General features: G+C 68.8%; 21 protein-coding genes. 10 read left to right on the top strand and 11 right to left on the bottom strand.

All coding sequences use genetic code 11. The features are described 5' to 3' along the window. Position 1 precedes the first annotated feature (1 nt). From JI743_RS12120 to hemC, 5 genes are read right to left on the bottom strand one after another with little or no spacing between them, the layout of a single operon-like run. Positions 2 to 1,141, bottom strand: a complete 1,140-nt coding sequence (locus tag JI743_RS12120; RefSeq protein ID WP_201928549.1) for a CaiB/BaiF CoA transferase family protein — start codon at positions 1,139 to 1,141, stop codon at positions 2 to 4. Then, a complete protein-coding gene (locus tag JI743_RS12115) occupies positions 1,134 to 2,336 on the bottom strand; it encodes an acyl-CoA dehydrogenase (protein WP_201928548.1) in 1,203 nt (400 codons plus the stop codon). The genes JI743_RS12120 and JI743_RS12115 overlap by 8 nt, the downstream gene beginning before the upstream one ends. Before the next feature lie 46 nt (positions 2,337 to 2,382). Then, the gene (locus JI743_RS12110) at positions 2,383 to 3,288 is read right to left on the bottom strand and encodes a mitofilin family membrane protein (RefSeq protein WP_201928547.1); all 906 of its coding nucleotides are present in this window, start codon (positions 3,286 to 3,288) and stop codon (positions 2,383 to 2,385) included. Positions 3,289 to 3,310: 22 nt separating this feature from the next. Then, positions 3,311 to 3,997 carry a uroporphyrinogen-III synthase gene (locus tag JI743_RS12105; protein WP_201928546.1) on the bottom strand — a complete coding sequence of 229 codons (687 nt, stop codon included), beginning with the start codon at positions 3,995 to 3,997 and terminating at the stop codon, positions 3,311 to 3,313. After that, positions 3,994 to 4,941 (bottom strand): hydroxymethylbilane synthase, encoded by a 948-nt coding sequence (gene hemC, locus JI743_RS12100; protein WP_201928545.1) that lies wholly within the window; start codon positions 4,939 to 4,941, stop codon positions 3,994 to 3,996. Before hemC ends, JI743_RS12105 begins: the two co-directional genes overlap by 4 nt. A 63-nt stretch (positions 4,942 to 5,004) precedes the next feature. Here hemC and tsaD point away from each other — a divergent pair, with 63 nt between their 5' ends. From tsaD to JI743_RS12085, 3 genes are all read left to right on the top strand, one after another. Next, positions 5,005 to 6,039: a tRNA (adenosine(37)-N6)-threonylcarbamoyltransferase complex transferase subunit TsaD gene (tsaD, locus tag JI743_RS12095; protein ID WP_201928544.1), complete on the top strand. Its 1,035-nt coding sequence runs from the start codon at positions 5,005 to 5,007 to the stop codon at positions 6,037 to 6,039. Next, the gene (locus JI743_RS12090) at positions 6,036 to 7,046 is read left to right on the top strand and encodes an NAD(P)H-dependent glycerol-3-phosphate dehydrogenase (RefSeq protein ID WP_201928543.1); all 1,011 of its coding nucleotides are present in this window, start codon (positions 6,036 to 6,038) and stop codon (positions 7,044 to 7,046) included. Before tsaD ends, JI743_RS12090 begins: the two co-directional genes overlap by 4 nt. Before the next feature lie 76 nt (positions 7,047 to 7,122). Beyond that, positions 7,123 to 8,670, top strand: a complete 1,548-nt coding sequence (locus tag JI743_RS12085; protein WP_413541443.1) for a lipopolysaccharide biosynthesis protein — start codon at positions 7,123 to 7,125, stop codon at positions 8,668 to 8,670. Here JI743_RS12085 and JI743_RS12080 read toward each other — a convergent pair. Together JI743_RS12080 and JI743_RS12075 are read right to left on the bottom strand one after the other, a co-directional pair. Beyond that, positions 8,667 to 8,930, bottom strand: coding sequence for a hypothetical protein (locus tag JI743_RS12080; RefSeq protein ID WP_201928542.1), 264 nt, complete (start codon positions 8,928 to 8,930; stop codon positions 8,667 to 8,669). The genes JI743_RS12085 and JI743_RS12080 overlap by 4 nt on opposite strands. A gap of 55 nt (positions 8,931 to 8,985) precedes the next feature. Further along, positions 8,986 to 9,984, bottom strand: coding sequence for an adenosine kinase (locus JI743_RS12075; protein WP_201928541.1), 999 nt, complete (start codon positions 9,982 to 9,984; stop codon positions 8,986 to 8,988). A 109-nt stretch (positions 9,985 to 10,093) separates the two neighbouring features. On the opposite strand from JI743_RS12075, the gene JI743_RS12070 reads away from it, so the two are divergent. Further along, complete coding sequence (locus tag JI743_RS12070) at positions 10,094 to 10,786, top strand: EI24 domain-containing protein (RefSeq protein ID WP_201928540.1); 693 nt, start codon at positions 10,094 to 10,096, stop codon at positions 10,784 to 10,786. Then, a complete protein-coding gene (locus tag JI743_RS12065; protein ID WP_201928539.1) occupies positions 10,783 to 11,151 on the top strand; it encodes a hypothetical protein in 369 nt (122 codons plus the stop codon). Before JI743_RS12070 ends, JI743_RS12065 begins: the two co-directional genes overlap by 4 nt. 7 nt (positions 11,152 to 11,158) lie before the next feature. On the opposite strand, the gene queG is transcribed toward JI743_RS12065, so the two are convergent. After that, positions 11,159 to 12,211, bottom strand: coding sequence for a tRNA epoxyqueuosine(34) reductase QueG (queG, locus tag JI743_RS12060; protein ID WP_201928538.1), 1,053 nt, complete (start codon positions 12,209 to 12,211; stop codon positions 11,159 to 11,161). Positions 12,212 to 12,278: 67 nt separating this feature from the next. On the opposite strand from queG, the gene JI743_RS12055 reads away from it, so the two are divergent. The 5 genes from JI743_RS12055 (at position 12,279) to JI743_RS12035 (ending at position 17,269) form a co-directional block, all read left to right on the top strand. Next, complete coding sequence (locus JI743_RS12055; protein WP_201928537.1) at positions 12,279 to 13,235, top strand: ABC transporter ATP-binding protein; 957 nt, start codon at positions 12,279 to 12,281, stop codon at positions 13,233 to 13,235. After that, positions 13,232 to 14,506 (top strand): ABC transporter permease, encoded by a 1,275-nt coding sequence (locus JI743_RS12050; RefSeq protein ID WP_201928536.1) that lies wholly within the window; start codon positions 13,232 to 13,234, stop codon positions 14,504 to 14,506. Before JI743_RS12055 ends, JI743_RS12050 begins: the two co-directional genes overlap by 4 nt. A gap of 69 nt (positions 14,507 to 14,575) precedes the next feature. Beyond that, entirely contained in the window at positions 14,576 to 15,835 is a 1,260-nt protein-coding gene (locus JI743_RS12045) for a cytochrome P450 (protein ID WP_201928535.1), read from the top strand. 58 nt (positions 15,836 to 15,893) lie between these two features. Continuing rightward, positions 15,894 to 16,382 (top strand): peptide-methionine (R)-S-oxide reductase MsrB, encoded by a 489-nt coding sequence (gene msrB, locus JI743_RS12040; RefSeq protein WP_201928759.1) that lies wholly within the window; start codon positions 15,894 to 15,896, stop codon positions 16,380 to 16,382. A 122-nt stretch (positions 16,383 to 16,504) separates the two neighbouring features. Further along, on the top strand, positions 16,505 to 17,269 hold the full coding sequence (locus JI743_RS12035) for a hypothetical protein (RefSeq protein WP_201928534.1): 765 nt from the start codon (positions 16,505 to 16,507) through the stop codon (positions 17,267 to 17,269). A 46-nt stretch (positions 17,270 to 17,315) separates the two neighbouring features. Here JI743_RS12035 and JI743_RS12030 read toward each other — a convergent pair whose 3' ends face one another. Genes JI743_RS12030 through rsmG form a run of 3 tightly spaced genes read right to left on the bottom strand, consistent with a single transcriptional unit; the run spans position 17,316 to position 19,684 of the window. Then, positions 17,316 to 18,263 (bottom strand): ParB/RepB/Spo0J family partition protein, encoded by a 948-nt coding sequence (locus tag JI743_RS12030; protein WP_201928533.1) that lies wholly within the window; start codon positions 18,261 to 18,263, stop codon positions 17,316 to 17,318. Next, positions 18,264 to 19,046: a ParA family protein gene (locus JI743_RS12025; protein WP_201928532.1), complete on the bottom strand. Its 783-nt coding sequence runs from the start codon at positions 19,044 to 19,046 to the stop codon at positions 18,264 to 18,266. Continuing rightward, on the bottom strand, positions 19,043 to 19,684 hold the full coding sequence (gene rsmG, locus JI743_RS12020) for a 16S rRNA (guanine(527)-N(7))-methyltransferase RsmG (RefSeq protein ID WP_236659878.1): 642 nt from the start codon (positions 19,682 to 19,684) through the stop codon (positions 19,043 to 19,045). Before rsmG ends, JI743_RS12025 begins: the two co-directional genes overlap by 4 nt. Positions 19,685 to 19,836: the final 152 nt, after the last annotated feature.

Genomic DNA, 19,836 nt, shown 5'->3' with positions numbered 1-19,836 from the left:
GTCAGCCCGCGAGCGGCGGCGCGCCCTTGTCCGCCACCATCCGTTCGCCGTCGATGACGATCGGGCTTGCGAGCCCGTCGACCGCTGCGCCCTCGGGCCGAAAGCGCATCCCGCGCGCGACCACCTGCGGGTCGGCGAAGACCGCGGCCATGTCGTTGATCGGCCCCGCGGGTATCCCCTGGGCCTCGAGCGCGAGCGCCAGCGGCTGCGCCTCCCACGTCGCGATGCGCGCGGCGAGCAGCGGGATCAACTCCCTGCGATGCTCAAGCCGCGCGGCATTGGTTGCAAAGCGCGGGTCGTCCGCGCAATCGGGCGCGCCCAACAGCACGCACAGCCGCCGGAACTGGCTGTCGTTGCCCACCGCAATCACCAGATCGCCGTCGGCGGTCGCGAACGCCTGATAGGGGACGACGTTCGCGTGGCCGTTGCCCATGCGTCGCGGCGACACGCCGCTCGTCAGATAGTTGGCAGCCTGATTGGCGAGTACCCCGACCTGGCAATCGAGCAGCGCCATGTCGATGTGCGCGCCGCCGCCCTGGGCCTCGCCCATGGCGTCACGACGCCGCAACGCCGCAAGGATCGCGACCGCCGAATACATGCCCGTGAAAATGTCGGCATAGGCGATTCCCGCCTTCTGCGGCGGGCCGTCGGGCTCGCCCGTCAGCGCCATCGCGCCGCCCATCGCCTGGATGATGAAGTCATATCCCGCGCGCCCGGCATAAGGACCGGTCTGCCCGAAACCGGTGATCGAACAGACGATCAGCCGGGGGAAATCGGCGCGCAGCCGCGCGGGGTCGAGCCCATATTTGGCGAGGCCGCCGACCTTGTAATTTTCGATGACGACGTCGGCGCCCGCAATCAGGTCGCGGATCTCGGCCTGCCCCGCCGCGGTCGCGATATCGATCGCGACGCCGCGCTTGCCGCGGTTGCAGCTGTGATAATAGGCCGCGCCCAGATTGTCACCGTCGGCGCCGGTGACGAAGGGCGGCCCCCAGTGGCGCGTATCGTCGCCCTGTCGCGGCCGTTCGACCTTGATCACCTCTGCGCCAAGGTCGGCGAGCAACTGCCCGCACCACGGCCCCGCAAGCACCCGCGCCAGTTCGACGACGCGGACGCCCTCGAGCGGCCTCGGATCAGGCAAAGGCGCTGATGCCGGTAATCGCGCGGCCGAGGATCAGCGCGTGGACGTCGTGCGTCCCTTCATAGGTGTTCACCGTTTCGAGGTTCACCGCATGACGGATGACATGATATTCGGCGGCGATCCCGTTGCCGCCGTGCATGTCGCGCGCAACGCGTGCGATGTCGAGCGCCTTGCCGCAATTGTTGCGCTTCAGGAAACTGATCATGTCGGGCGCGAGCCGCCCCTCGTCGATCAGCCGCCCGACGCGCAGCGCCGCTTGCGTTCCGAGCGCGATTTCGGTGAGCATGTTCGCGAGCTTCAGCTGAACGATCTGGTTCGCCGCGAGCGGACGCCCGAACTGCTTGCGCTCGAGCGTGTAATTGCGCGCGGCCTCGTAACAGAATTCGGCGGCGCCCATCGCGCCCCAGCCGATGCCGTAACGCGCACGGTTGAGGCAGCCGAACGGCCCTTTCAGCCCCGAGACGTGCGGCAGCAGTGCATCCTCGCCGACCTCGACGCCGTCCATCACGATTTCGCCGGTGATCGAGGCGCGCAAGCTGACCTTGCCCTCGATCTTGGGCGCCGACAGCCCCTTCATCCCCTTTTCGAGGATGAAGCCGCGGATCGCGCCGTCGTGCGCGTCCGACTTCGCCCACACGACGAAAACGTCGGCGATGGGCGAATTGGTGATCCACATCTTCGCGCCCTTGAGGCGATAGCCGCCCTCGATCTTTTCGGCGCGCGTGCGCATTCCGGCGGGGTCGCTGCCCGCATCGGGTTCGGTGAGCCCGAAACAACCGATCAGCTCGCCCGACGCGAGGCCGGGGAGAAAACGCTTCTTCTGCTCGTCGCTGCCATAGGCGTTGATCGGATGCATCACGAGCGAGCTTTGCACCGAACAGGCCGAACGATAGCCCGAATCGACGCGCTCGACTTCGCGCGCGATCAGCCCGTAGCTGACATAATTGAGCCCCGCGCCGCCATATTCGGGGTCGATCGTCGCGCCGAGCAACCCGAGCGCGCCCATTTCGGACATGATCTCGCGGTCGAATCGCTCGTCGAGAAAGGCCGAGGTCACGCGCGGCAGCAGCGCGTCGGTCGCATAGCTGCGCGCGGTATCGCGCACCATGCGCTCCTCTTCGGTCAGCTGATCGTCGAGCTGGAGGGGGTCGAGCGGGTCGAGCGCCTCGATGCGCTGCGGATCGGCGAGGGCCATGAAAGGGCTTTCTTCAAAGGCGACCGGCGCCGCGCGCGGGCCGGTGCTAGGGGGTCCGATCGCCCTGGCTGCGGGCGATTGCGGCAGCGGGGCTGTCGCGCGGTTCCAGTATCGCCGCAGTCTCGATCAGGTCAAGCGCGCGGCGCGCTTCATGATAGCGGCGCGCATCCATGATCCAGTCGGCGGCGTCATCGGCGCCGGGCATCGCCTCGACCTCCTCGATCGCCTTGTCGACCTGGCCCGCCGACAAATAGCGACGTGCACGGTCGAGGCGCTCCGACGCGCGCGGCGATTGGGTGCCCGCGGGACGCACGACGAACAGCTCGGACAATTCACGGCGCAGGCCGGTCCACAGGCTGCCGCCATCCTCGGCACCGCGACCGACAAGCTCGGGCGCAAGCCGGTCGAGCGCGGTGCGCAATTGTTCGAGCGTCACCGGGTCGCGCGAGGTGTCGATGATCGTTTTCACCGCATTGGGCTGGTCGTCGCCAAAGCGCAGCCGGAGCTGGGCGTCGAGATAGCCGAGCGACAGCCCGCGGTCGAGCGCGCGACGCACTGCAAAGGCGACGAGCAGCCCTTCGGCGCGCGAGGCATTGCCCGACGCCGATTCGGCCTGCAGCGTGATGCGCGACAGGCGCTGCTCGAGTTCGGCGACGCGCGCTGCGAGCGCGCTGGCGCCATCGACCGGTGCGACGACCATCGCCGGTTGCGCGGCGACCGCAGCCTCGGCCGTGGTGCCGATCAGCGTGTCGGCAGCCGCCGGTTCGGGAGCAGCCTTCGCCGCCGCCGGGCGATCTTCGACAGCTATCAGGCGGTTCATCGCCCAGCCGCCGCCGACGATGCCGATCAACAGCAGCAGCGCCGCTCCGATCGCCAATGTGCGGAACGATGGCCCCTTCGTCGATGCCGCGCCATTCGCAGGCGCAGCCGTGTCGAAGTTTTCGATTGGCATGTTTCTCTTTCGAACGACCCTGTTATCCCCTCTTGTGGCACAAAGCATGTGCCTCTGCCAACATTGCGGCGTCGTCGGGGCGAGGAGAAATTGCCAATCCGGCCCAACCAGCGCCCGCAGCGTCCGCCGCGGCGGCACTTATTGCAAGCAAGGTCAGATGCTTACGTTCCGGCCCCACCAGGTCGGACAGCCGGGCAGCCGCCCGTGACGAATGCACCATCATCACCGCCGGACCGGCAACCAGCGCGCTCCATTCGGCGGGGGGATCGACCGGGTCGACCGCATAGACCGGGCGCGCGGTGAGCGCGGCGCCGCGCGCATCGAACGACGACCGTTCGCGCCCGCAAAGCCATAGAATCCTTGTAAAATTCTGTGACGTCATAGCGTCAAGAAGCCCCTGCCCGTCGCCCGGGCCGATTGCGGTCACGGCCAGCCCCGCCGCACGCGCCGCGGCGGCGGTCGCATCGCCGACGGCAAATACGGGTAGGCCCGCAAGCGCAGCAATCCCCGGCCCCGCCAAGCGCGGCGCCTGTGCGCTGGTCAGCATCAGCGCGTCGAAATCGGCGGGATCGGGCGGCGTCCAGTCGAGCGGATGCGCGGCGAACAGGGGCATGTGCCGCACGTCGAGCCCCATGGCCGCAGCGCGCTCGACCGTCTGCGCGCCGCCGGGGTCGGGACGAACGACAACGAGCGGAATCGCGCCCCTCATACCGTGAAAAGGCGCTTTACCGACGCGGGCGCCTGCGCCAGCAGGCGGTGCCCCAAAGCCTCGGCGTCGGCGGAGTCAGACACGAAGGTCGCACCGCCAATATGATCGGCCCCGTCTTCCGAGAATATTTCGGCGAAAAGCCGCAGGCGCCCGTCGTCCTGCCACATCGCATGGGCCGCCACCGGCGAGCGGCAATCGCCGCCGAGCGCCGCGAGCAGCGCGCGTTCGGCGGCGACGGCGCGATGCGTCGGTTCATGGTCGACCGCAGCAACCAGCGCGCGCGTCGCGGCATCGTCGGCGCGGCACTCGATCCCGATCGCGCCCTGCGACGCCGCCGGGAGCAGGATCTCGGCCGATTGGGCAAAGCCGACGTCGTGCATCCCGAGCCGGTCGAGACCCGCCGCCGCAAGCAGGGTCGCATCGCAGTCGCCGCTGTTCAGCTTGGCGAGGCGCGTCGCCACATTGCCGCGCAGCAGCGGCGTTTCGAGGTCGGGCCGAAGCTTTTTGACCTGCGCGGCGCGGCGCGGGCTGCTCGTCCCCAGCCGCGCACCCTGCGGCAGGTCGGCGATCGTCTGCGCTTCCAGCCCGTCACGCATGACAAGCCGGTCGCGCGGATCGGCGCGCTCGAGCATCGCCGCGACGTGAAAGCGCGGATCGCGGATCGTCTCGACATCCTTGAGGCTGTGCACCGCGACATCGATCACGCCTGCGTCGAGCATCGCGTCCAGTTCGCGCGTCCACAGCGCCTTGCCGCCGACCTCGGCGAGCGCGCGGTCCTGGATCTTGTCGCCCGTCGCGGTGACCGGCACGATTTCGAGCGCCTGCGGATCGAGCCCGTGACTCGCAATCAGCGTGGCAACCGCCATATGCGCCTGCGCCATCGCGAGCGGCGAGGCGCGCGTGCCGATGCGAAGCGGGTGGTCGGGCGTCGGAAGCATGGTCATCGTGCCGCTGCTAGCGTGGCTTGCCCTGCCGATAAAGGGGCGGGTAAAGGGAAGCGTAATATTATGACTCTGATCCTCGGCCTCGAATCGAGCTGCGACGAAACCGCGGCCGCGCTCGTCACCAGTGACCGGGCCATTTTGGCGCATCGCGTCGCGGGGCAGGAGGCCGAGCATCGCCCCTATGGCGGCGTCGTTCCCGAAATCGCCGCGCGCGCGCACGTCGACCGCCTCGCGCCGCTCGTCGAGCAGGTGCTCGCCGACGCGGGCGTCGCGCTGTCCGATGTCGACGCGATCGCGGCGACCGCCGGCCCCGGGCTGATCGGCGGCGTCATGGTCGGCCTCGTCACCGGAAAGGCGCTCGCGCATGCGGCGGGCAAGCCGCTCGTCGCGGTCAATCATCTCGAAGGCCATGCGCTCAGCCCGCGACTCGTCGAACCCGACCTCCGCTTTCCCTACCTGCTGCTGCTCGTCTCGGGCGGTCACTGCCAGCTGCTGCTCGTCGAGGGGGTGGGCGCCTATCGCCGCCTCGCCACGACGATCGACGACGCGGCAGGCGAAGCCTTTGACAAGACAGCGAAACTTCTCGGGCTCGGCTATCCGGGCGGGCCCGCGGTCGAACATATTGCCGCCGAGGGCGATCCGCGCGCCGTCGCGCTGCCGCGCCCGCTCGTCGGCAGCGCCGAGCCGCATTTCTCCTTCGCGGGGCTCAAGAGCGCGGTCGCGCGCGCGGCGGCCAGCGGAGCGCACGCCACGCCCGATCTTGCCGCCTCCTTCCAGGCTGCGGTGGTCGATTGCCTCGTCGACCGAAGCCGCATCGCGCTCGCGGCCTGCCCGCAGGCAACCGCCTTTGTCGTCGCGGGGGGCGTTGCCGCCAATGGCGCGATCCGTACCGCGCTTACCGCGCTCGCGGGCGAGTTCGGCAAGCCCTTTGTCGCGCCGCCGCTGTGGCTGTGCACCGATAATGGCGCGATGATCGCATGGGCGGGCGCCGAGCGTTTCGCCGCAGGGTTCACCGATCCCCTCGACACGGCGGCGCGCCCGCGCTGGCCGCTCGATCCCGCGGCCGAAGCCGTGCGCGGTGCCGGAGTCAAAGCATGACCGATGACAGCATGACGTCGTCACCTGCGCATTTCGGCGTCGTCGGCGCGGGCGCGTGGGGCACGGCGCTCGCGCAGCTCCTCGCCGCCGACGGCGCCCCCGTGCGGCTCTGGGCGCGCGAGGCCGAGGTTGTCGCCGCGGTCAACGCCGATCACGCCAATCCGCTTTTCCTTCCGAATGCCAGGCTTTCGCCGTCGATTGCCGCGACCGATTCACTTGCCGATCTCGCATCGTGCGACGCGCTGCTCATTGTCGTGCCCGTTCCCTTCATGCGCGGCGTGCTTGCCGATCTCCCCGCAGGCGACGCCCCGCTCATCCTGTGCAGCAAGGGGATGGAGGCGGAGAGCTTCGCCTTCCCCATCGATATCGCGCGCGCGCTCTGCCCCGGCAGGCCGCTCGCCGTGCTCGCCGGGCCGACCTTTGCCAAGGAGGTTGCGGCGGGGCTACCCACGGCGATCACGCTCGCGGCCGAGGACGCCGGCGTTGCCGAGGCGCTCGCTCGCGCGATCGCGCGGCCGCATTTCCGCCCCTATGTTTCGCACGACATGATCGGTGCCGAAATCGGCGGCGCGATCAAGAATGTCCTCGCCATCGCCTGCGGCATCGTCGAGGGCGCGGGGCTCGGCCTCAATGCGCGCGCCGCGCTGATCAGCCGGGGTTTTGCCGAGATGACGCGCTTCGGCCTCGCGCGCGGCGCGCATGCCGAAACGCTCGCCGGACTCGCGGGGCTTGGCGACCTTGTCCTCACCTGCACCTCGTCCAATTCGCGCAATTTCGCGCTTGGCGAAGGGCTGGGGCGCGGCGAATCCGCCGCCTCGCTGATGTCCGACCGCCGTTCGGTCGCCGAAGGCGCCTTCAGCGCGCCGGTCATCGCCGCCGCCGCCCGCGCCGACGGTATCGACATGCCGATTACCGATGCGGTGGCGCGCCTCGTCGCGGGCGAGACCTGCATCGCCGACGCCATTCAGGCGCTGCTCAGCCGACCCCTGCGACCCGAGGGGCGATGAGCAACCGCTTGCAATTGCCTGCCTCCCCGCGCCGCGCTAAACCCGACGCAGGGGACGAACAGAAGGGGCGCGGGGCTTGAGCCAGACCGACAGCGGAACCGCGCGCACGCCCGATTCGGAGCATCGCCCCGACGCCGAGTTGCGCGATGCCGATGCCGCCGCGCTCGCCAAGGGCGGACGCACCAATTTCTTCGGATTCGTGCTGCGCCTCGTCGCGCGCCTGCCCTTTCTCTATGTGGCCGGGCGTTGGTACGGGCCCGAGGCGGTCGGGCGTTTCGCCTTTGCCGTCCTCGTCATCGAACTCGTCGCGCAGCTCGCCACTTTGGGCCTCAAGCGCGGCCTCGCCGAACAGTTGAGCGCGCCGGGCGCCGATCACCGCATGGTCGTGTGGGACGGCATGTTCGTCGCCTTTCTCGCCTCCGCCGCAGGCTCGACCTTCCTCTTTCTTCTTCCGCAAGTGATGTTCCCGGCGGGCGACGTGGCGGGAGCCGACCGCTGGATGGCGCTGCTCGTCTTTGCGATCGCAGGGACCGAGATTGCGCTCGCCGCCTGCGCCTATCGCTTTGACATCGGCGCGACGGTGCGCGCGCGCGCGGTCGTCGAGCCGTGGGTGATCAGCGCCGCGGCAGCCGGATTCTGGTACGTGTCGGTGCGCGACGGGCTGATGCTGTCCTACGCCACGGCGATGATCGCGGCCTTTCTGACCGCACTCGTCCCGATGATCGGCCATTATGGCGCCCCGCGCGGGTGGCAGCCGCACCCCGCAACGCTCATCAGGGTTGCGCGGCGCAACGCGCCGCTCGCCGCCGCCGATGCGATCGAATGGGGGACGCGCCGGCTCGACCTCTTCATCCTCGGCCAGTTCACCTCGCCGGCGATTTACGGCATCTATTACATGGCGCAGCAGGTCGCCTCGCTGCCGCAGAAGCTCAAGACAAGCTTCGAGCCGATCCTCGGCCCCGTGATCACGCGGAACCTAGCGGAAAACCGGCTTGGCGCCGTGGCGGCACAGGTCAGCCAGGTCGGCTTCTGGATCATCGCCGCGCAGGCGGGCGTCGCGCTCGCGCTCGGCATTCCGGGCGAGGCGGTGATGGGGCTCGTCGGCCCCGAATTCGTCAGCGGTACCGGCGCGCTCGCCTTCCTGCTCGCCGCCGAGGTCGTGGCGGCGACCGCGGTCGTCAGCGAAGCCGCGCTCGTCTATGTCGCGCGCCACCGCAACCTGCTCATCAGCCTCGCGACGCTCGCGCTGCAGGCGGTCCTCAGCGTCGGGCTGATCCTGCTCGCGCAGTCGATGGGGCTTCACCCGATCTATTATGCTGGCGCCGTCGCGCTCGCGCTGATGCTGGCACTCGGCTTTGCCTCGCTCGTCAAGGCGCGACTGCTGTCGCGGATCCTCGGCGCGCCGGTGAACAGCCTGCGCTGGGCGCTGTTCTGGGCGACCGGCGGCGCGGCGGTGCTCGGCTGGGGCGCGACGCAGCTTCCCGAATGGGCCGAGCTGCTGATCGGCGTCCCCGTCATCCTCGGTATCTATGCCTGGCTCATCTGGACGCGCGGCTTCGGCCCCGCCGACCGCGCGCTGTTCCGCAAGCATCCCGACGCCGCAGCACCGGCAACCCAGGCCTAGTCGTTATTCACGGCGTCCTGCGCCGCATTTCCGACATCCTGCGCGGCGTCGCCCACCTTTTGCGCGGCTTCGGTGATCGCGCCGGTTTCGGCCTGCTCGTTGCCAAGGAACTGGAACGCGACGAAGACGGCGACCGCAAGCGCGACCAGCGCGATGATCGCCATGCCCAGCCCGCCGCCGCGGCGCGGTTCGCGATCGACGACCGTCGTGGTGTGCGTCGTCCCGTCGGGATTGCGCGTCGTGTGAATTTCATCGGCCATGGTTATGCCTCCTATGCTGTTGGGCGATAGGACGCACGACGCGGGCCGAAGGTTCCTAACCGAGCCGCGCGGCGACCTTGGCGTTGAGGTCGCTTTGCGCGCGCGGGCCGATCTGCGCGATGATTTCGCGCGCGCACACCGCGCCCATTGTCAGGCATTCGGCAACCGGGCGCGCTTCGGCGAGGCCCGCCAGGAATCCGGCCGCGAACAGGTCGCCCGCGCCCGTCGTGTCGACGACCTCGTCGATCGGCTCGGCGCCGACTTCGGTGCGGACGCCGCCCTCGACCGCGATCGCGCCCTTTTCGCTGCGTGTCACGACAAGCAACGGCACTTTCGGCGCAATCTTCGCGACCGCCGCCTCGAAATCCTGCTCGTCCGCGAGCGCCATGATCTCGACCTCGTTCGCGAACAGGATGTCGAACAGCCCTTCGGCGATCAGCGCGCGGAAATCCTCGCCGTGGCGGTCGATGATGAAGGCGTCCGAAAGGGTGAACGCGACCTTGCGGCCCGCCGCGCGCGACACGTCGATCGCGCGGCGCATCGCCGCACGCGACAGCGGCGGATCCCACAGATACCCCTCGAGATAGAGGATATCCGACGCCGCGATCACGTCCTCGTCGATCATCGCCTGTTCGAGCAGATGGCTCGCGCCGAGAAAGGTGTTCATCGTGCGCTGGCCGTCGGGCGTGACGAGGATCAGGCAGCGCGCGGTCGGCGCGCCTTCCTTGAGCGCGGGCGTATCATAGGCGACGCCGAGCGCGCGCAGGTCGTGCGTGAAGACATGGCCGAGCTGGTCGTCGGCGACCTGCCCGATGAACGCGCAGCGCCGCCCGAGCGCCGCCATCCCGGCCAGCGTGTTCGCCGCCGACCCGCCCGACATTTCGACCGCCGGGCCCATTGCGGAATAAAGGCGCGTCGCCTCGTCGGCGTCGATCAGGCGCATCGACCCCTTGGTCAGCCCTTCGGCGGTGATCAGCGCATCGTCGGCGCGGGCGATGACGTCGACGATGGCATTGCCGATGGCGACAACGTCGAAACGGGCGGTGGAGGCCATGAAAATTCCTGTGTCCGGATGCGGGAGTTGCGCGCGCCTTTACGGGGCGGGGCGCCGCAAGGCAAGCGCAGCGCTTGACGCGGCGCCGCCCGGCGCGTCAACGAAGCGCATGACCCGCGCGCTCCACGCCCTGTCGCTCGCCCTCGGCGACCTCCCCAACCGGCGCGTGCTCGCGATCCTGGCGCAGAGCCTCGCGCTCACGTTGCTCGTCTTCGTCGCGGCGGGCGCGGCGATTGTCGCGGCGGCGCGCTGGGCGCTCGTCCATTGGCAATGGCTCGGCTCGCGCGAAGCCGACATGGCGGGGGTGCTGGTCGCGCTCCTGCTCGTCGCGGGCGCGTGGCTGCTCTTTCGCGCGGTCGCGATCCTCGTCATCGGCCTGTTCGCCGACGGCATCGTCGCCGCGGTCGAGCGGCGCCACTATCCCGCCGCCGCCGACCGCGCGGTTCCGGTCAGCCTTGCGGCGAGCGCGAGGCTCGGGCTCGCCTCGGCCGGGCGGGTCGTCGCGGTGAACCTCGTCGCGCTGCCATTCTATATCGCGCTCATCTTCACAGGCGTCGGTGCGCCGCTCCTCGCCTTTGCGATCAACGCGGTCCTGCTCGGCCGCGATCTCGAGGCGATGGTGCGCGCGCGCCATCCGGCGAGCATGCCCCTGTCGCGGCGGGCGCGCTGGTCGCTCGGCGCGCTGTCCGCCGCAGCCTTTCTGGTCCCCGTCGCCAATCTGTTGGCGCCCATCGTCGGCGCGGCTATGGCGGTCCACCTGTTCCATCTCGGCCGCACCGGCCCGATCGAGGATGTGCCATGACCCTGCGCCCGCTCGCCCTCCTGCCGCTTGCGGCACTGCTCGCCGGATGCGCCGGCAGCGCGATCCCGCAGGTTTATCGCCCCCCGGCAGCGACCGCTCCGCCCGTCGCCGCGCAACCGGTCCAGCACAACCGGCTGCTCGGCAACAGCGCCGATGCGGTGGGACGGATGTTCGGCAAGCCGCGGCTCGACGTCAGCGAGGGCGGCGGGCGCAAGCTGCAATTTGCGGGGTCGAGCTGCATTCTCGACGTCTATTTCTATGCGCCGCGCACCGGGGCACCGGCGGTCGCAACGCACGCCGACGCGCGCACCCCCGATGGCCGCAACACCGAAGTCGACAGCTGCGCCGAGACGCTGCGCCGCTAGCGCGGCGTCATGACGCCAGTTCGGCGAGCGCCCAGCGCGCCGCGTCGGCGACCATCGGCGATTCGTCGTTTGCCAACGCGCTGAGAATCTTCGTAAATCCTGCATCGCCGCTGTTCCCCGCCGCGATTGCGGCGTTGCGGACCATGCGGTTGCGCCCGATCCGCTTGATCGGCGATCCCGCAAAGACGCGGCGGAAATCGGCGTCGTCGAGCGCGAGCAGCCCCGCCAGCGACGGCGCCGCAAGCTCGGCGCGCGGCAGGAAGGCGCGGTGCGCCTGCGCCGTGCTTGCAAATTTGTTCCACGGACACACCGCAAGGCAATCGTCGCAGCCATAGATGCGATTGCCGATCGCGCGGCGATGCTCGACCGGGATCGGCCCGTCATGCTCGATCGTGAGATAGGAGATGCAGCGCCGCGCATCGAGGCGATAGGGCGCGGGAAAGGCGTTCGTCGGGCACGCGTCCTGGCACGCGGCGCAACTGCCGCAGCGGTCGCGCCCCGGCGTACTCGCGGCGAGATCGAGCGTGGTATAGATCGCGCCGAGGAACAGCCAGCTGCCATGTTCGCGGCTGACCATGTTCGTATGCTTGCCCTGCCAGCCGAGCCCCGCGGCGGCGGCGAGCGGCTTTTCCATCACCGGCGCGGTGTCGACGAAGACCTTGACCTCGGCATCGGGAACCTCGCCGACGAGCCAGCGTGCGGTCGCCTTGAGCGCCTTTTTGACGACGTCATGATAGTCCGCGCCCTGCGCATAGACCGAAATGCGCCCGCGGTCGCGATGACCGGCGAGCGCGAGCGGGTCGGTCGCGGGCGCATAGCTCATCCCGAGCGCAATCACCGATTTGACCTCGGGCCACAGCCCCTTGGGCGATCCGCGCTGCGCGGCGCGGCTCTCCATCCAGATCATGTCGCCGTGGCATCCATCGGCAAGCCATTCGCGCAGCCGCGTCGCCGTTTGCGGCGCGGAATCGGCCCCCGCGATCCCGAAGGCGACGAACCCGTGCGCGCGCGCGGCGGCTTCGAGGCGCTGTTCGAGGGGAGGCAAGGCTTCGGAAACCATCGGCGCTCTATACGGCAAGCACCCGTCCATGCCATAGGTCGGGATATGTCAGCACGGGGACCAGCTTTTGACCGACTATAGCGTCGAGGCGACCGGCCTCTCGAAAGATTTCGGCGGATTCAAGGCGGTCGACGGCGTCTCGCTGCAGGTTCCATCGGGCAGCATCTATGGCGTGCTCGGCCCCAATGGCGCGGGCAAGACGACGAGCCTGCGCATGACGCTCGGCATCATCGACCCCGACGCGGGCCAAAGCCGCCTGCTTGGCGGCCACGCGCCGCGCGCCGTGCGCCACCGCATCGGCTATCTGCCTGAAGAACGAGGCCTTTATCCCGGGATGAAGGCGCGCGAGGCGATCGCCTTCATGGGCGCGCTGCGCGGGCTCGACTGGCGCGAGGGGCGCCGCCGCGCCGCCGCCTTCATGGGCGAACTCGGGCTCGAACGCGTCGTCGACGAAAAGATCCGCAAGATGTCGAAAGGCATGGCGCAGATGATCCAGCTCATCGGGTCGATCGTCCACGCGCCCGACCTTATCGTCCTCGACGAGCCTTTTTCGGGGCTCGACCCCGTCAACCAGGAACGGCTCGAAATGCTCGTCCGGCGCGAGCGCGACCGCGGCGCGACGATCCTCTTTTCGACGCATGTCATGGCGCATGCCGAGCGGCTGTGCGACCGGATCGCGATCATCGCACGGTCGCAGCGCCGCTTCGAGGGCAGTGTCGACGATGCGCGCGCGCTGCTGCCGATGCAGGTGCGCTATACGCCGCGCGGCGACGCCGACGCCCCCGCCATCGCCGCTCTGCTCCCCGCGGGCGCCGAGCGGCGCGGCGACGCCTGGTATTTTCCCGTCGACGACACGGCGATCGAGCCGCTGCTCACGCGCATCACCGCGAGCGGGTTCGGCGTCGCCGGGCTGTCGATCGCGCGCCCCGGATTGCACGATGCCTTCGTCCATATCGTGCGGCAGGTCGACGCCGCCTTCGACGCCGACGCAACGAGCGACGCGGTCGAGGAGGCAGCGGCATGAATCATTTCGTCCGCAACATGCTCGTTATCGCGCGGCGCGACTTTCTTTCGATCGTCGCAACGCCGACCTTCCTCCTTTTCCTCCTCGCGCCGCTGTTCATGATCGGCCTCGGCGCGATCGGCGGGCTCGGCGCGTCGCAGCTCGCCGACAGCGCGCGCGGCGCGGGACGCATCGTCGCGCTGGCCGACGCCGCCGATATCGAGGCGCTGCGCAGCGCCGACCAGCGGCTGCGCGCCGCGCTCGCGGGACGCGGCGCCCCGCCGACGCTGCTCATCCGTGTCGCCGCCCCCGGCGACGACCCGCGCGCGGTGATGCGCGAAAAGGGAAGCGACACCTATGCGGTGATGCACGGCCCGCTTGCCGCACCCGCGATCGTCGAGCAGGAAGCGGGCAGCCGCTCGGGACGCTATCTCGCGCTGCTCGCCGACGCCGTGATGCGCGACCGCGCCGCGGGGACGGTCACCCCGGTCGAAGCGCGCTTCGAAAGCGTCGCGACCGGCGGCACCAGCGTCGCGGCGCAGCAATCGATGGGCTTTGGCGCGGTCTTCACCATCTTCCTCCTCACCCTGCTCCTCGCGGGACAGGCGGTGGGGATGCTCGCCGAAGAAAAAGGCAACAAGGTCATCGAGATACTGGCGGCGGCCGTGCCGCTCGAAAGCGTCTTTCTCGGCAAGCTGCTCGGCCTGCTCGGCGTCGCGATCCTTTTCATCGCTTTCTGGTCGGCGATGGCGGTCGGCGGCGGTTTCATCGCCGCGACGCAGATGGACCCCGCGGCAGTCGCGGCTGCCAATGCGGCGAGTCCGGCCGCAGCCGCGCTCGGCGCCGCCCCTGCAACCGGCTGGGCTTTCTTCATCGCCATCTGCTTTGCCTATTTCGTCATGGAGTTCCTGCTGCTCGGCGCGGTGTTCCTCGGCGTCGGCGCGCAGGCGGGGACGGTGCGCGAAATCCAGATGCTCAGCCTGCCGATCACCATTTTCCAGGTCGGCATGTTCAGCCTGTCGGCGGCCGCGGCGAGCGCGCCCGGCACGACGCTCGCGACCGTCGCGCAGATATTCCCCTTCTCGTCGCCGCTCGCGATGGCGGCGCGCGCCGCGACCGACGGCGACCACGCGGTCCACCTGCTCGCGCTCGGCTGGCAGGCGCTGTGGGTCGGACTCGTCATCCTTCTCTCGGTCCGCCTCTTCCGCTCGGGCGTGCTCAGCGGCGGCGGCGGGTGGAAATTCTGGCGCGGCACGGCGCGCGCGCAGGGCGATTCGCCAGCGCTTCGTTGACAAAGCTGTTAATAGTGGCATTCTGCAACTGATCGGGCCGCATCAGACGGCCAAGAGAGGAGCTGCCCCATGGCCACCGTCGTTCGCGAATCCCCCGCTGCCGCCGCCAATCCGCTCGACGTCAGCCGCGCCGAGCTGTGGAGCGAGGATCGCTGGCAGGAGCCGATGCGCCAGCTGCGCACCGAATCGCCGATCTATTATTGCGAGGATTCGAAGTTCGGCCCCTATTGGTCGGTCACGACCTACAAGCCGATCCAGCATGTCGAGGCGCTGCCCAAGATCTTCTCCTCGTCGTGGCAATATGGCGGCATCACCGTCGCCGGCGACGGGGTCGACCATCTGAAAGAGGGCGAGGTCCCGATGCCGATGTTCATCGCGATGGACCCGCCGCAGCACACCGCGCAGCGGCGCACCGTCGCGCCCGCCTTCGGCCCCTCCGAAATCGAGCGGATGCGCGCCGACACGCAGCAGCGCACGAGCGACCTTCTCGACACGCTGCCCGTCGGCGAGACGTTCGACTGGGTCGAAAAAGTGTCGATCGAACTCACGACCGACATGCTCGCGATCCTCTTCGACTTTCCCTGGGCCGACCGGCACAAGCTCACCGGCTGGTCCGACCGCCTCGGCGATATCGAAAGCTTCGGCACGGTCGAGGAGCGCCAGGCGCGGCTCGCGACCGCCTATGAAATGGGCGCTGCTTTCAAGGAGTTATGGGATCACAAGGCCAAGAATCCCGGCAAGCACGACCTGATCTCGATCATGCTCCAGTCGGACGCGATGAGCCACATGAGCCATGAGGAATTCATGGGCAACCTCATCCTGCTCATCGTCGGCGGCAACGACACGACGCGCAATTCGATGTCGGCCTATGCCTATGGCCTCCATCGCTTCCCCGACGAGCGCGCGAAGCTCGAATCGAACCACGATCCCGAACTCGCGGTCAATGCGATGCACGAGATTATCCGCTGGCAGACCCCGCTCGCGCACATGCGCCGCACCGCGATGGAGGATACCGAGCTGTTCGGCCAGCAGATCAGGGCGCGCGACAAGATCGCGCTCTGGTATGCTTCGGCGAACCGCGACGAGAGCGTCTTTCCCGACGGCGACCGCATCATCGTCGACCGCGAAAATGCGCGCCGCCACCTCGCCTTCGGTTACGGCATCCACCGCTGCGTCGGCGCGCGCGTCGCCGAGCTTCAGCTGACGACGCTGATTTCCGAAATGCAGCGGCGCCGCCTCCGCGTGAATGTCGAGGCCGAGCCCGAGCGCGTCCACGCCAGCTTCGTCCACGGCTATCGCCACATGAACGTCACGCTCGAAAAATACTGACGCGCGCTGAAACCGGGCGGGCGTCGCCACCGAACAAGGGGCAATGAGAAAGCCCGACATGATCGAACGCCGCTATATATTGTCCGGACTCGCCCTCGGCGGCGCGCTGATCGGCGCGCCGATGCTGTTCGCCAAGTCGGGTTCGCGCCCGCAGGCGGCGCCCGGCTGGCGGCTGAGCGAGGCCGAATGGCGCAAGCGGCTGACCCCGATGGAGTTTCGCGTGCTGCGCGAGGCGGCCACCGAACGCCCCTATTCGAGCCCGCTCGACGGCGAAAAACGCGCCGGAACCTTTGTCTGCGCTGGGTGCGCGCTGCCGCTCTATTCGAGCAAGACCAAATATGACAGCCGCACCGGCTGGCCCAGCTTCTGGGCGCCATTGAAGGGCGCGATCGGTACCGGCACCGACTATGACCTCGGCTATCCGCGCACCGAGGTGCATTGCAAGCGCTGCGGCGGGCATTTGGGCCATGTTTTCAACGACGGACCGAAGCCGACGGGCAAGCGCTATTGCATGAACGGCGTCGCGCTCGATTTCCGTCCCGCCTGAGGCGGCGCGTTCGCGGGGCCGTTCGGCGCGCGCTTGCGGGCAGATACTTGTAAAACTTCGGGCGCGCCCGTATTCCGCGACCTGTCGCATCTGGCATCCGGGCCAGCGGACATCATCAAAGATTGCCCCAGCTGAGCCGCGCTTCCGCCACCCCCTATGTCGAACTTCTCAGCATCGGGGCGGGGCGCCGCACCTTTGCGATAAGCCTCGCCGTCCTGATCACGGCGCTGCTGCTTCTGATGCTGCTCGCCTTTGGCCCGCAACTGCCAACCGACGAAAAGCTGCAACCGATCAGCGTCGTGACGATCAGCGCGCCGCAGGAGTCCGTGGACGAGGCGCAATCGAGCCGCTCGGAAAGCGTGGCTGCCGCCGAACAGCCCGTCCCGACCGAACCCGACATGGTCGAACCGCAGCCGGTGCGGATGCCCGAGCCGCAGCCCGCCCCACCCCCGCCGATCCCAGTCGAACCGCTGCCTTCGCCGACAGCTCCCCCAATCGGCGTCCGTCCGCCCGGCGGCGCGGTTTACGGCCCCCCCGACCGCGGCGGCTCCCCCGCCGCGCGCGATTCGGAGCGGGTCGGAACGGCGCCCAATGGCGAACCGCTCTACGCCGCCTCCTGGTATCGCGAGCCTACCGACGCGGAACTGCGCGGTTTTCTGTCGACCGCGAGCGGCCCCGGCTGGGGGCTGATCGCCTGCCGCACCGCGCCCGATTACCGCGTCGAGGATTGCGTCGGGCTCGACGAATATCCCAACGGATCGCAGATCACCCGCGCCGTCCTCGCGGCGGCATGGCAGTTCAGGGTGCGGCCGGCGCGCATTCGCGGGCGGCCTCAGGTGGGCAGCTGGGTCCGAATCCGGATCGATTACGGCATTCGGGCGCGTTAGGGCGCCGCGCGCCCCGGCATTTGCAGCCGCGCCCAGGGTCAGGACCCTAGATTCCCTCGCCCGACAACCTCTGGCAGATCATGTCGAGCTGGTCGAGCGATGCGAATTTCAGCGTCAGCGTGCCCTTGCCGCCGCCGGCATATTGGATCGCCGTGCCGATTCCGAGCAACTCGGACAGGTGCCGCTCGACCGCGACAATGTCGGGATCGCGCCCCGACGAAGGCGCCGCATCGCCGGCTGACTTGCGCGGCGCGCGGCTGTCGCGCACGAGCGATTCGACCGCGCGCACCGACAATCCCTCCTTGACGACGCGCCGCGCGAGCGTTTCGGCCTCGTCGGCGCCGATCAGCGCGCGCGCATGCCCCATTGCGAGCGATCCGTCGGCGACCATCGCGCGCACCGTCGGCGGCAGGTCGAGCAGGCGCATCAAATTGGCGACGTGGCTGCGCGATTTTCCGACGAGTTTCGCCAGCGCTTCCTGGCTATGCCCATAATCCTCGATCAGGCGGCGATAGGCGACCGCCTCTTCGATCGCATTCAGGTCCTCGCGCTGGATATTCTCGACGAGCGCAATCTCGTAGGTCGCGGCATCGTCGAGTTCGCGCACGAGCGTCGGGATCTGGTGCAGCCCGGCGCGCTGCGCGGCGCGCCAGCGGCGCTCGCCCGCGACCAGCTGATACCCCTGCCCGTCGGGGGCGCGGCGGACGATGATCGGCTGAAGCAGCCCGCGCGCGGCGATCGATTCGGACAGTTCGGCAATCGCGGCCTCGTCGAAATGGCGGCGCGGCTGCCCGGGAAGCGGACGAATTGCGCCGAGCGCGATATGCTGGACAGCGTCGCCATCGACCGGCGCCGGCCGTGCCGCGCCGCCGGCGCTCGCAAGCACCGGCGATTCGACCGCGGCGTCGCCGAACAGCGCGTTCAGCCCGCGGCCGAGGCCCGACGGGCGCTTGCGCGGCGTTGGAGCGGCATTTTCATCACTTGAATCAGACATTTAAGCGGCCTTGCGGACGTTCGGGAGGCGGCCGATAAGCTCGCGCGCGAGCGCGATATAGGCCATCGACCCGGGACAGCGGTGATCGTAAATCAGCGCCGGAAGCCCGTGGCTCGGCGCCTCCGACAGCCGCACATTGCGCGGAATCACCGTATCGAAGACCACGGGCCCCAGGCATTCGCGGACATCGTCGGACACCTGATCGGTCAACCGGTTGCGGCGGTCGAACATCGTCAGCGCGACGCCGAGGATCATCAGTTGCGGATTGAAGCGGCCGCGCACGCGCTCGACCGTGGTGAGCAGCTGGCTCAGCCCTTCGAGCGCAAAAAATTCGCACTGCAACGGCACGATCAGCGATTCGGCCGCAATCAGCGCGTTGAGCGTGAGCATGCCGAGCGACGGCGGGCAATCGATCAGGCAGATGTCCCACTGACCCGCTTCGGCGCTCGCGAGCGCGGATTGCAGCCGGTGCAGCCGGTCGGAAAATTCGACAAGCTCGATCTCGGCGCCCGACAGGTCGACCGTAGCGGGAACGATATCGAGGCGCGGTACCGCGGTCGGCACGGTGCATTCGCCGAGCGTCGCGTCGCCGCGCAGCAGTTCGTAGCTCGAACAATCGCGCTGCGCCTTGCTGATTCCCAGCCCGGTCGAGGCATTGCCCTGCGGATCGAGGTCGATAATCAGCGTCCGCCACCCCGTCGCCGCGAGCGCGGTCGCCAGATTGATCGCGGTCGTCGTCTTGCCGACTCCCCCCTTCTGGTTCGCCACGGCGATACGGATCATCGCTTCCCTCTTTTTTTGCTGCCGATCCGGCCTGTGCCGACCAATATCTGGCTGTCGACGTCGGTGCGGCTCTGTTCCACGTGAAACAGAGTCTGCCATGCCGGCGGCAGCAATGCCAGTTCCTTTACCGCATTTCGGCCCTTGGGAAGCAGCCAGCGCGTCGATTCGGTGGAAAAACGCGCGGATAAGTCGAGCAGGCGGTCGAGCGGAGCAAAAGCGCGCGCGCTGATCGTCGCCGCCGCGCGCGTATCGAGCGTCTCGAGCCGCGCTTCGGCGACCTCGACATGCGCGAGTCCCAGTTCGGCCGTCACCGCGCGCAGAAAGTCGCAGCGGCGCCGCCGTGATTCGACGAGCAGCATCGGCCGCTCCGACAGGATCGCAACGACCAGCCCCGGCAACCCCGGCCCGCTCCCCAGGTCGATCCAGAGCCCTTCGCCGTCCTTGTCGAACGCCAGCAACTGCGCGCTGTCGGCAATATGCCGCGCCCAGATCGTCGGAATCGTCGACGCCGCAACCAAATTCTGCTGCGCATTCTCTTCGACGAGCATCGCAGCGAAGCGCTCGAGCCTGCCCCATTGCTCGGGCGTCGGCGCAAGCGCCTCCCCGATCCACGCCCGGGCTTCGACCTCATTCGTCAATATATTCAAGCCGTTCAAACCTGCTGGCCCCCGAAATAATCTTTGCGCCTTTGCGCCTTTGCGAGAGATTTTTCATCGCTCATGCAAAGGCGCAAGGGCGCGAAGCGGGCCCGGCCAGGCCCATCGGGAAAGTTTCTCATAGCAGGACCCAA

Source organism: Sphingopyxis jiangsuensis (genome assembly GCF_016734905.1).
GTDB lineage: Bacteria > Pseudomonadota > Alphaproteobacteria > Sphingomonadales > Sphingomonadaceae > Sphingopyxis > Sphingopyxis jiangsuensis.
This window is presented reverse-complemented; position numbering and strand designations above follow the sequence as displayed.

What these genes read in the sequence shown, in the direction of transcription:
- JI743_RS12030 (WP_201928533.1), bottom strand. Translation starts at nt 18,263, where the DNA reads ATGTCTGATTCAAGTGATGAAAATGCCGCTCCAACGCCGCGCAAGCGC.
- msrB (WP_201928759.1), top strand. Translation starts at nt 15,894, where the DNA reads ATGATCGAACGCCGCTATATATTGTCCGGACTCGCCCTCGGCGGCGCG.
- JI743_RS12090 (WP_201928543.1), top strand. Translation starts at nt 6,036, where the DNA reads ATGACCGATGACAGCATGACGTCGTCACCTGCGCATTTCGGCGTCGTC.
- JI743_RS12080 (WP_201928542.1), bottom strand. Translation starts at nt 8,930, where the DNA reads ATGGCCGATGAAATTCACACGACGCGCAATCCCGACGGGACGACGCAC.
- JI743_RS12065 (WP_201928539.1), top strand. Translation starts at nt 10,783, where the DNA reads ATGACCCTGCGCCCGCTCGCCCTCCTGCCGCTTGCGGCACTGCTCGCC.
- JI743_RS12105 (WP_201928546.1), bottom strand. Translation starts at nt 3,997, where the DNA reads ATGAGGGGCGCGATTCCGCTCGTTGTCGTTCGTCCCGACCCCGGCGGC.
- JI743_RS12025 (WP_201928532.1), bottom strand. Translation starts at nt 19,046, where the DNA reads ATGATCCGTATCGCCGTGGCGAACCAGAAGGGGGGAGTCGGCAAGACG.
- JI743_RS12115 (WP_201928548.1), bottom strand. Translation starts at nt 2,336, where the DNA reads ATGGCCCTCGCCGATCCGCAGCGCATCGAGGCGCTCGACCCGCTCGAC.
- hemC (WP_201928545.1), bottom strand. Translation starts at nt 4,941, where the DNA reads ATGACCATGCTTCCGACGCCCGACCACCCGCTTCGCATCGGCACGCGC.
- tsaD (WP_201928544.1), top strand. Translation starts at nt 5,005, where the DNA reads ATGACTCTGATCCTCGGCCTCGAATCGAGCTGCGACGAAACCGCGGCC.
- JI743_RS12110 (WP_201928547.1), bottom strand. Translation starts at nt 3,288, where the DNA reads ATGCCAATCGAAAACTTCGACACGGCTGCGCCTGCGAATGGCGCGGCA.
- JI743_RS12045 (WP_201928535.1), top strand. Translation starts at nt 14,576, where the DNA reads ATGGCCACCGTCGTTCGCGAATCCCCCGCTGCCGCCGCCAATCCGCTC.
- JI743_RS12075 (WP_201928541.1), bottom strand. Translation starts at nt 9,984, where the DNA reads ATGGCCTCCACCGCCCGTTTCGACGTTGTCGCCATCGGCAATGCCATC.
- JI743_RS12070 (WP_201928540.1), top strand. Translation starts at nt 10,094, where the DNA reads ATGACCCGCGCGCTCCACGCCCTGTCGCTCGCCCTCGGCGACCTCCCC.
- JI743_RS12050 (WP_201928536.1), top strand. Translation starts at nt 13,232, where the DNA reads ATGAATCATTTCGTCCGCAACATGCTCGTTATCGCGCGGCGCGACTTT.
- queG (WP_201928538.1), bottom strand. Translation starts at nt 12,211, where the DNA reads ATGGTTTCCGAAGCCTTGCCTCCCCTCGAACAGCGCCTCGAAGCCGCC.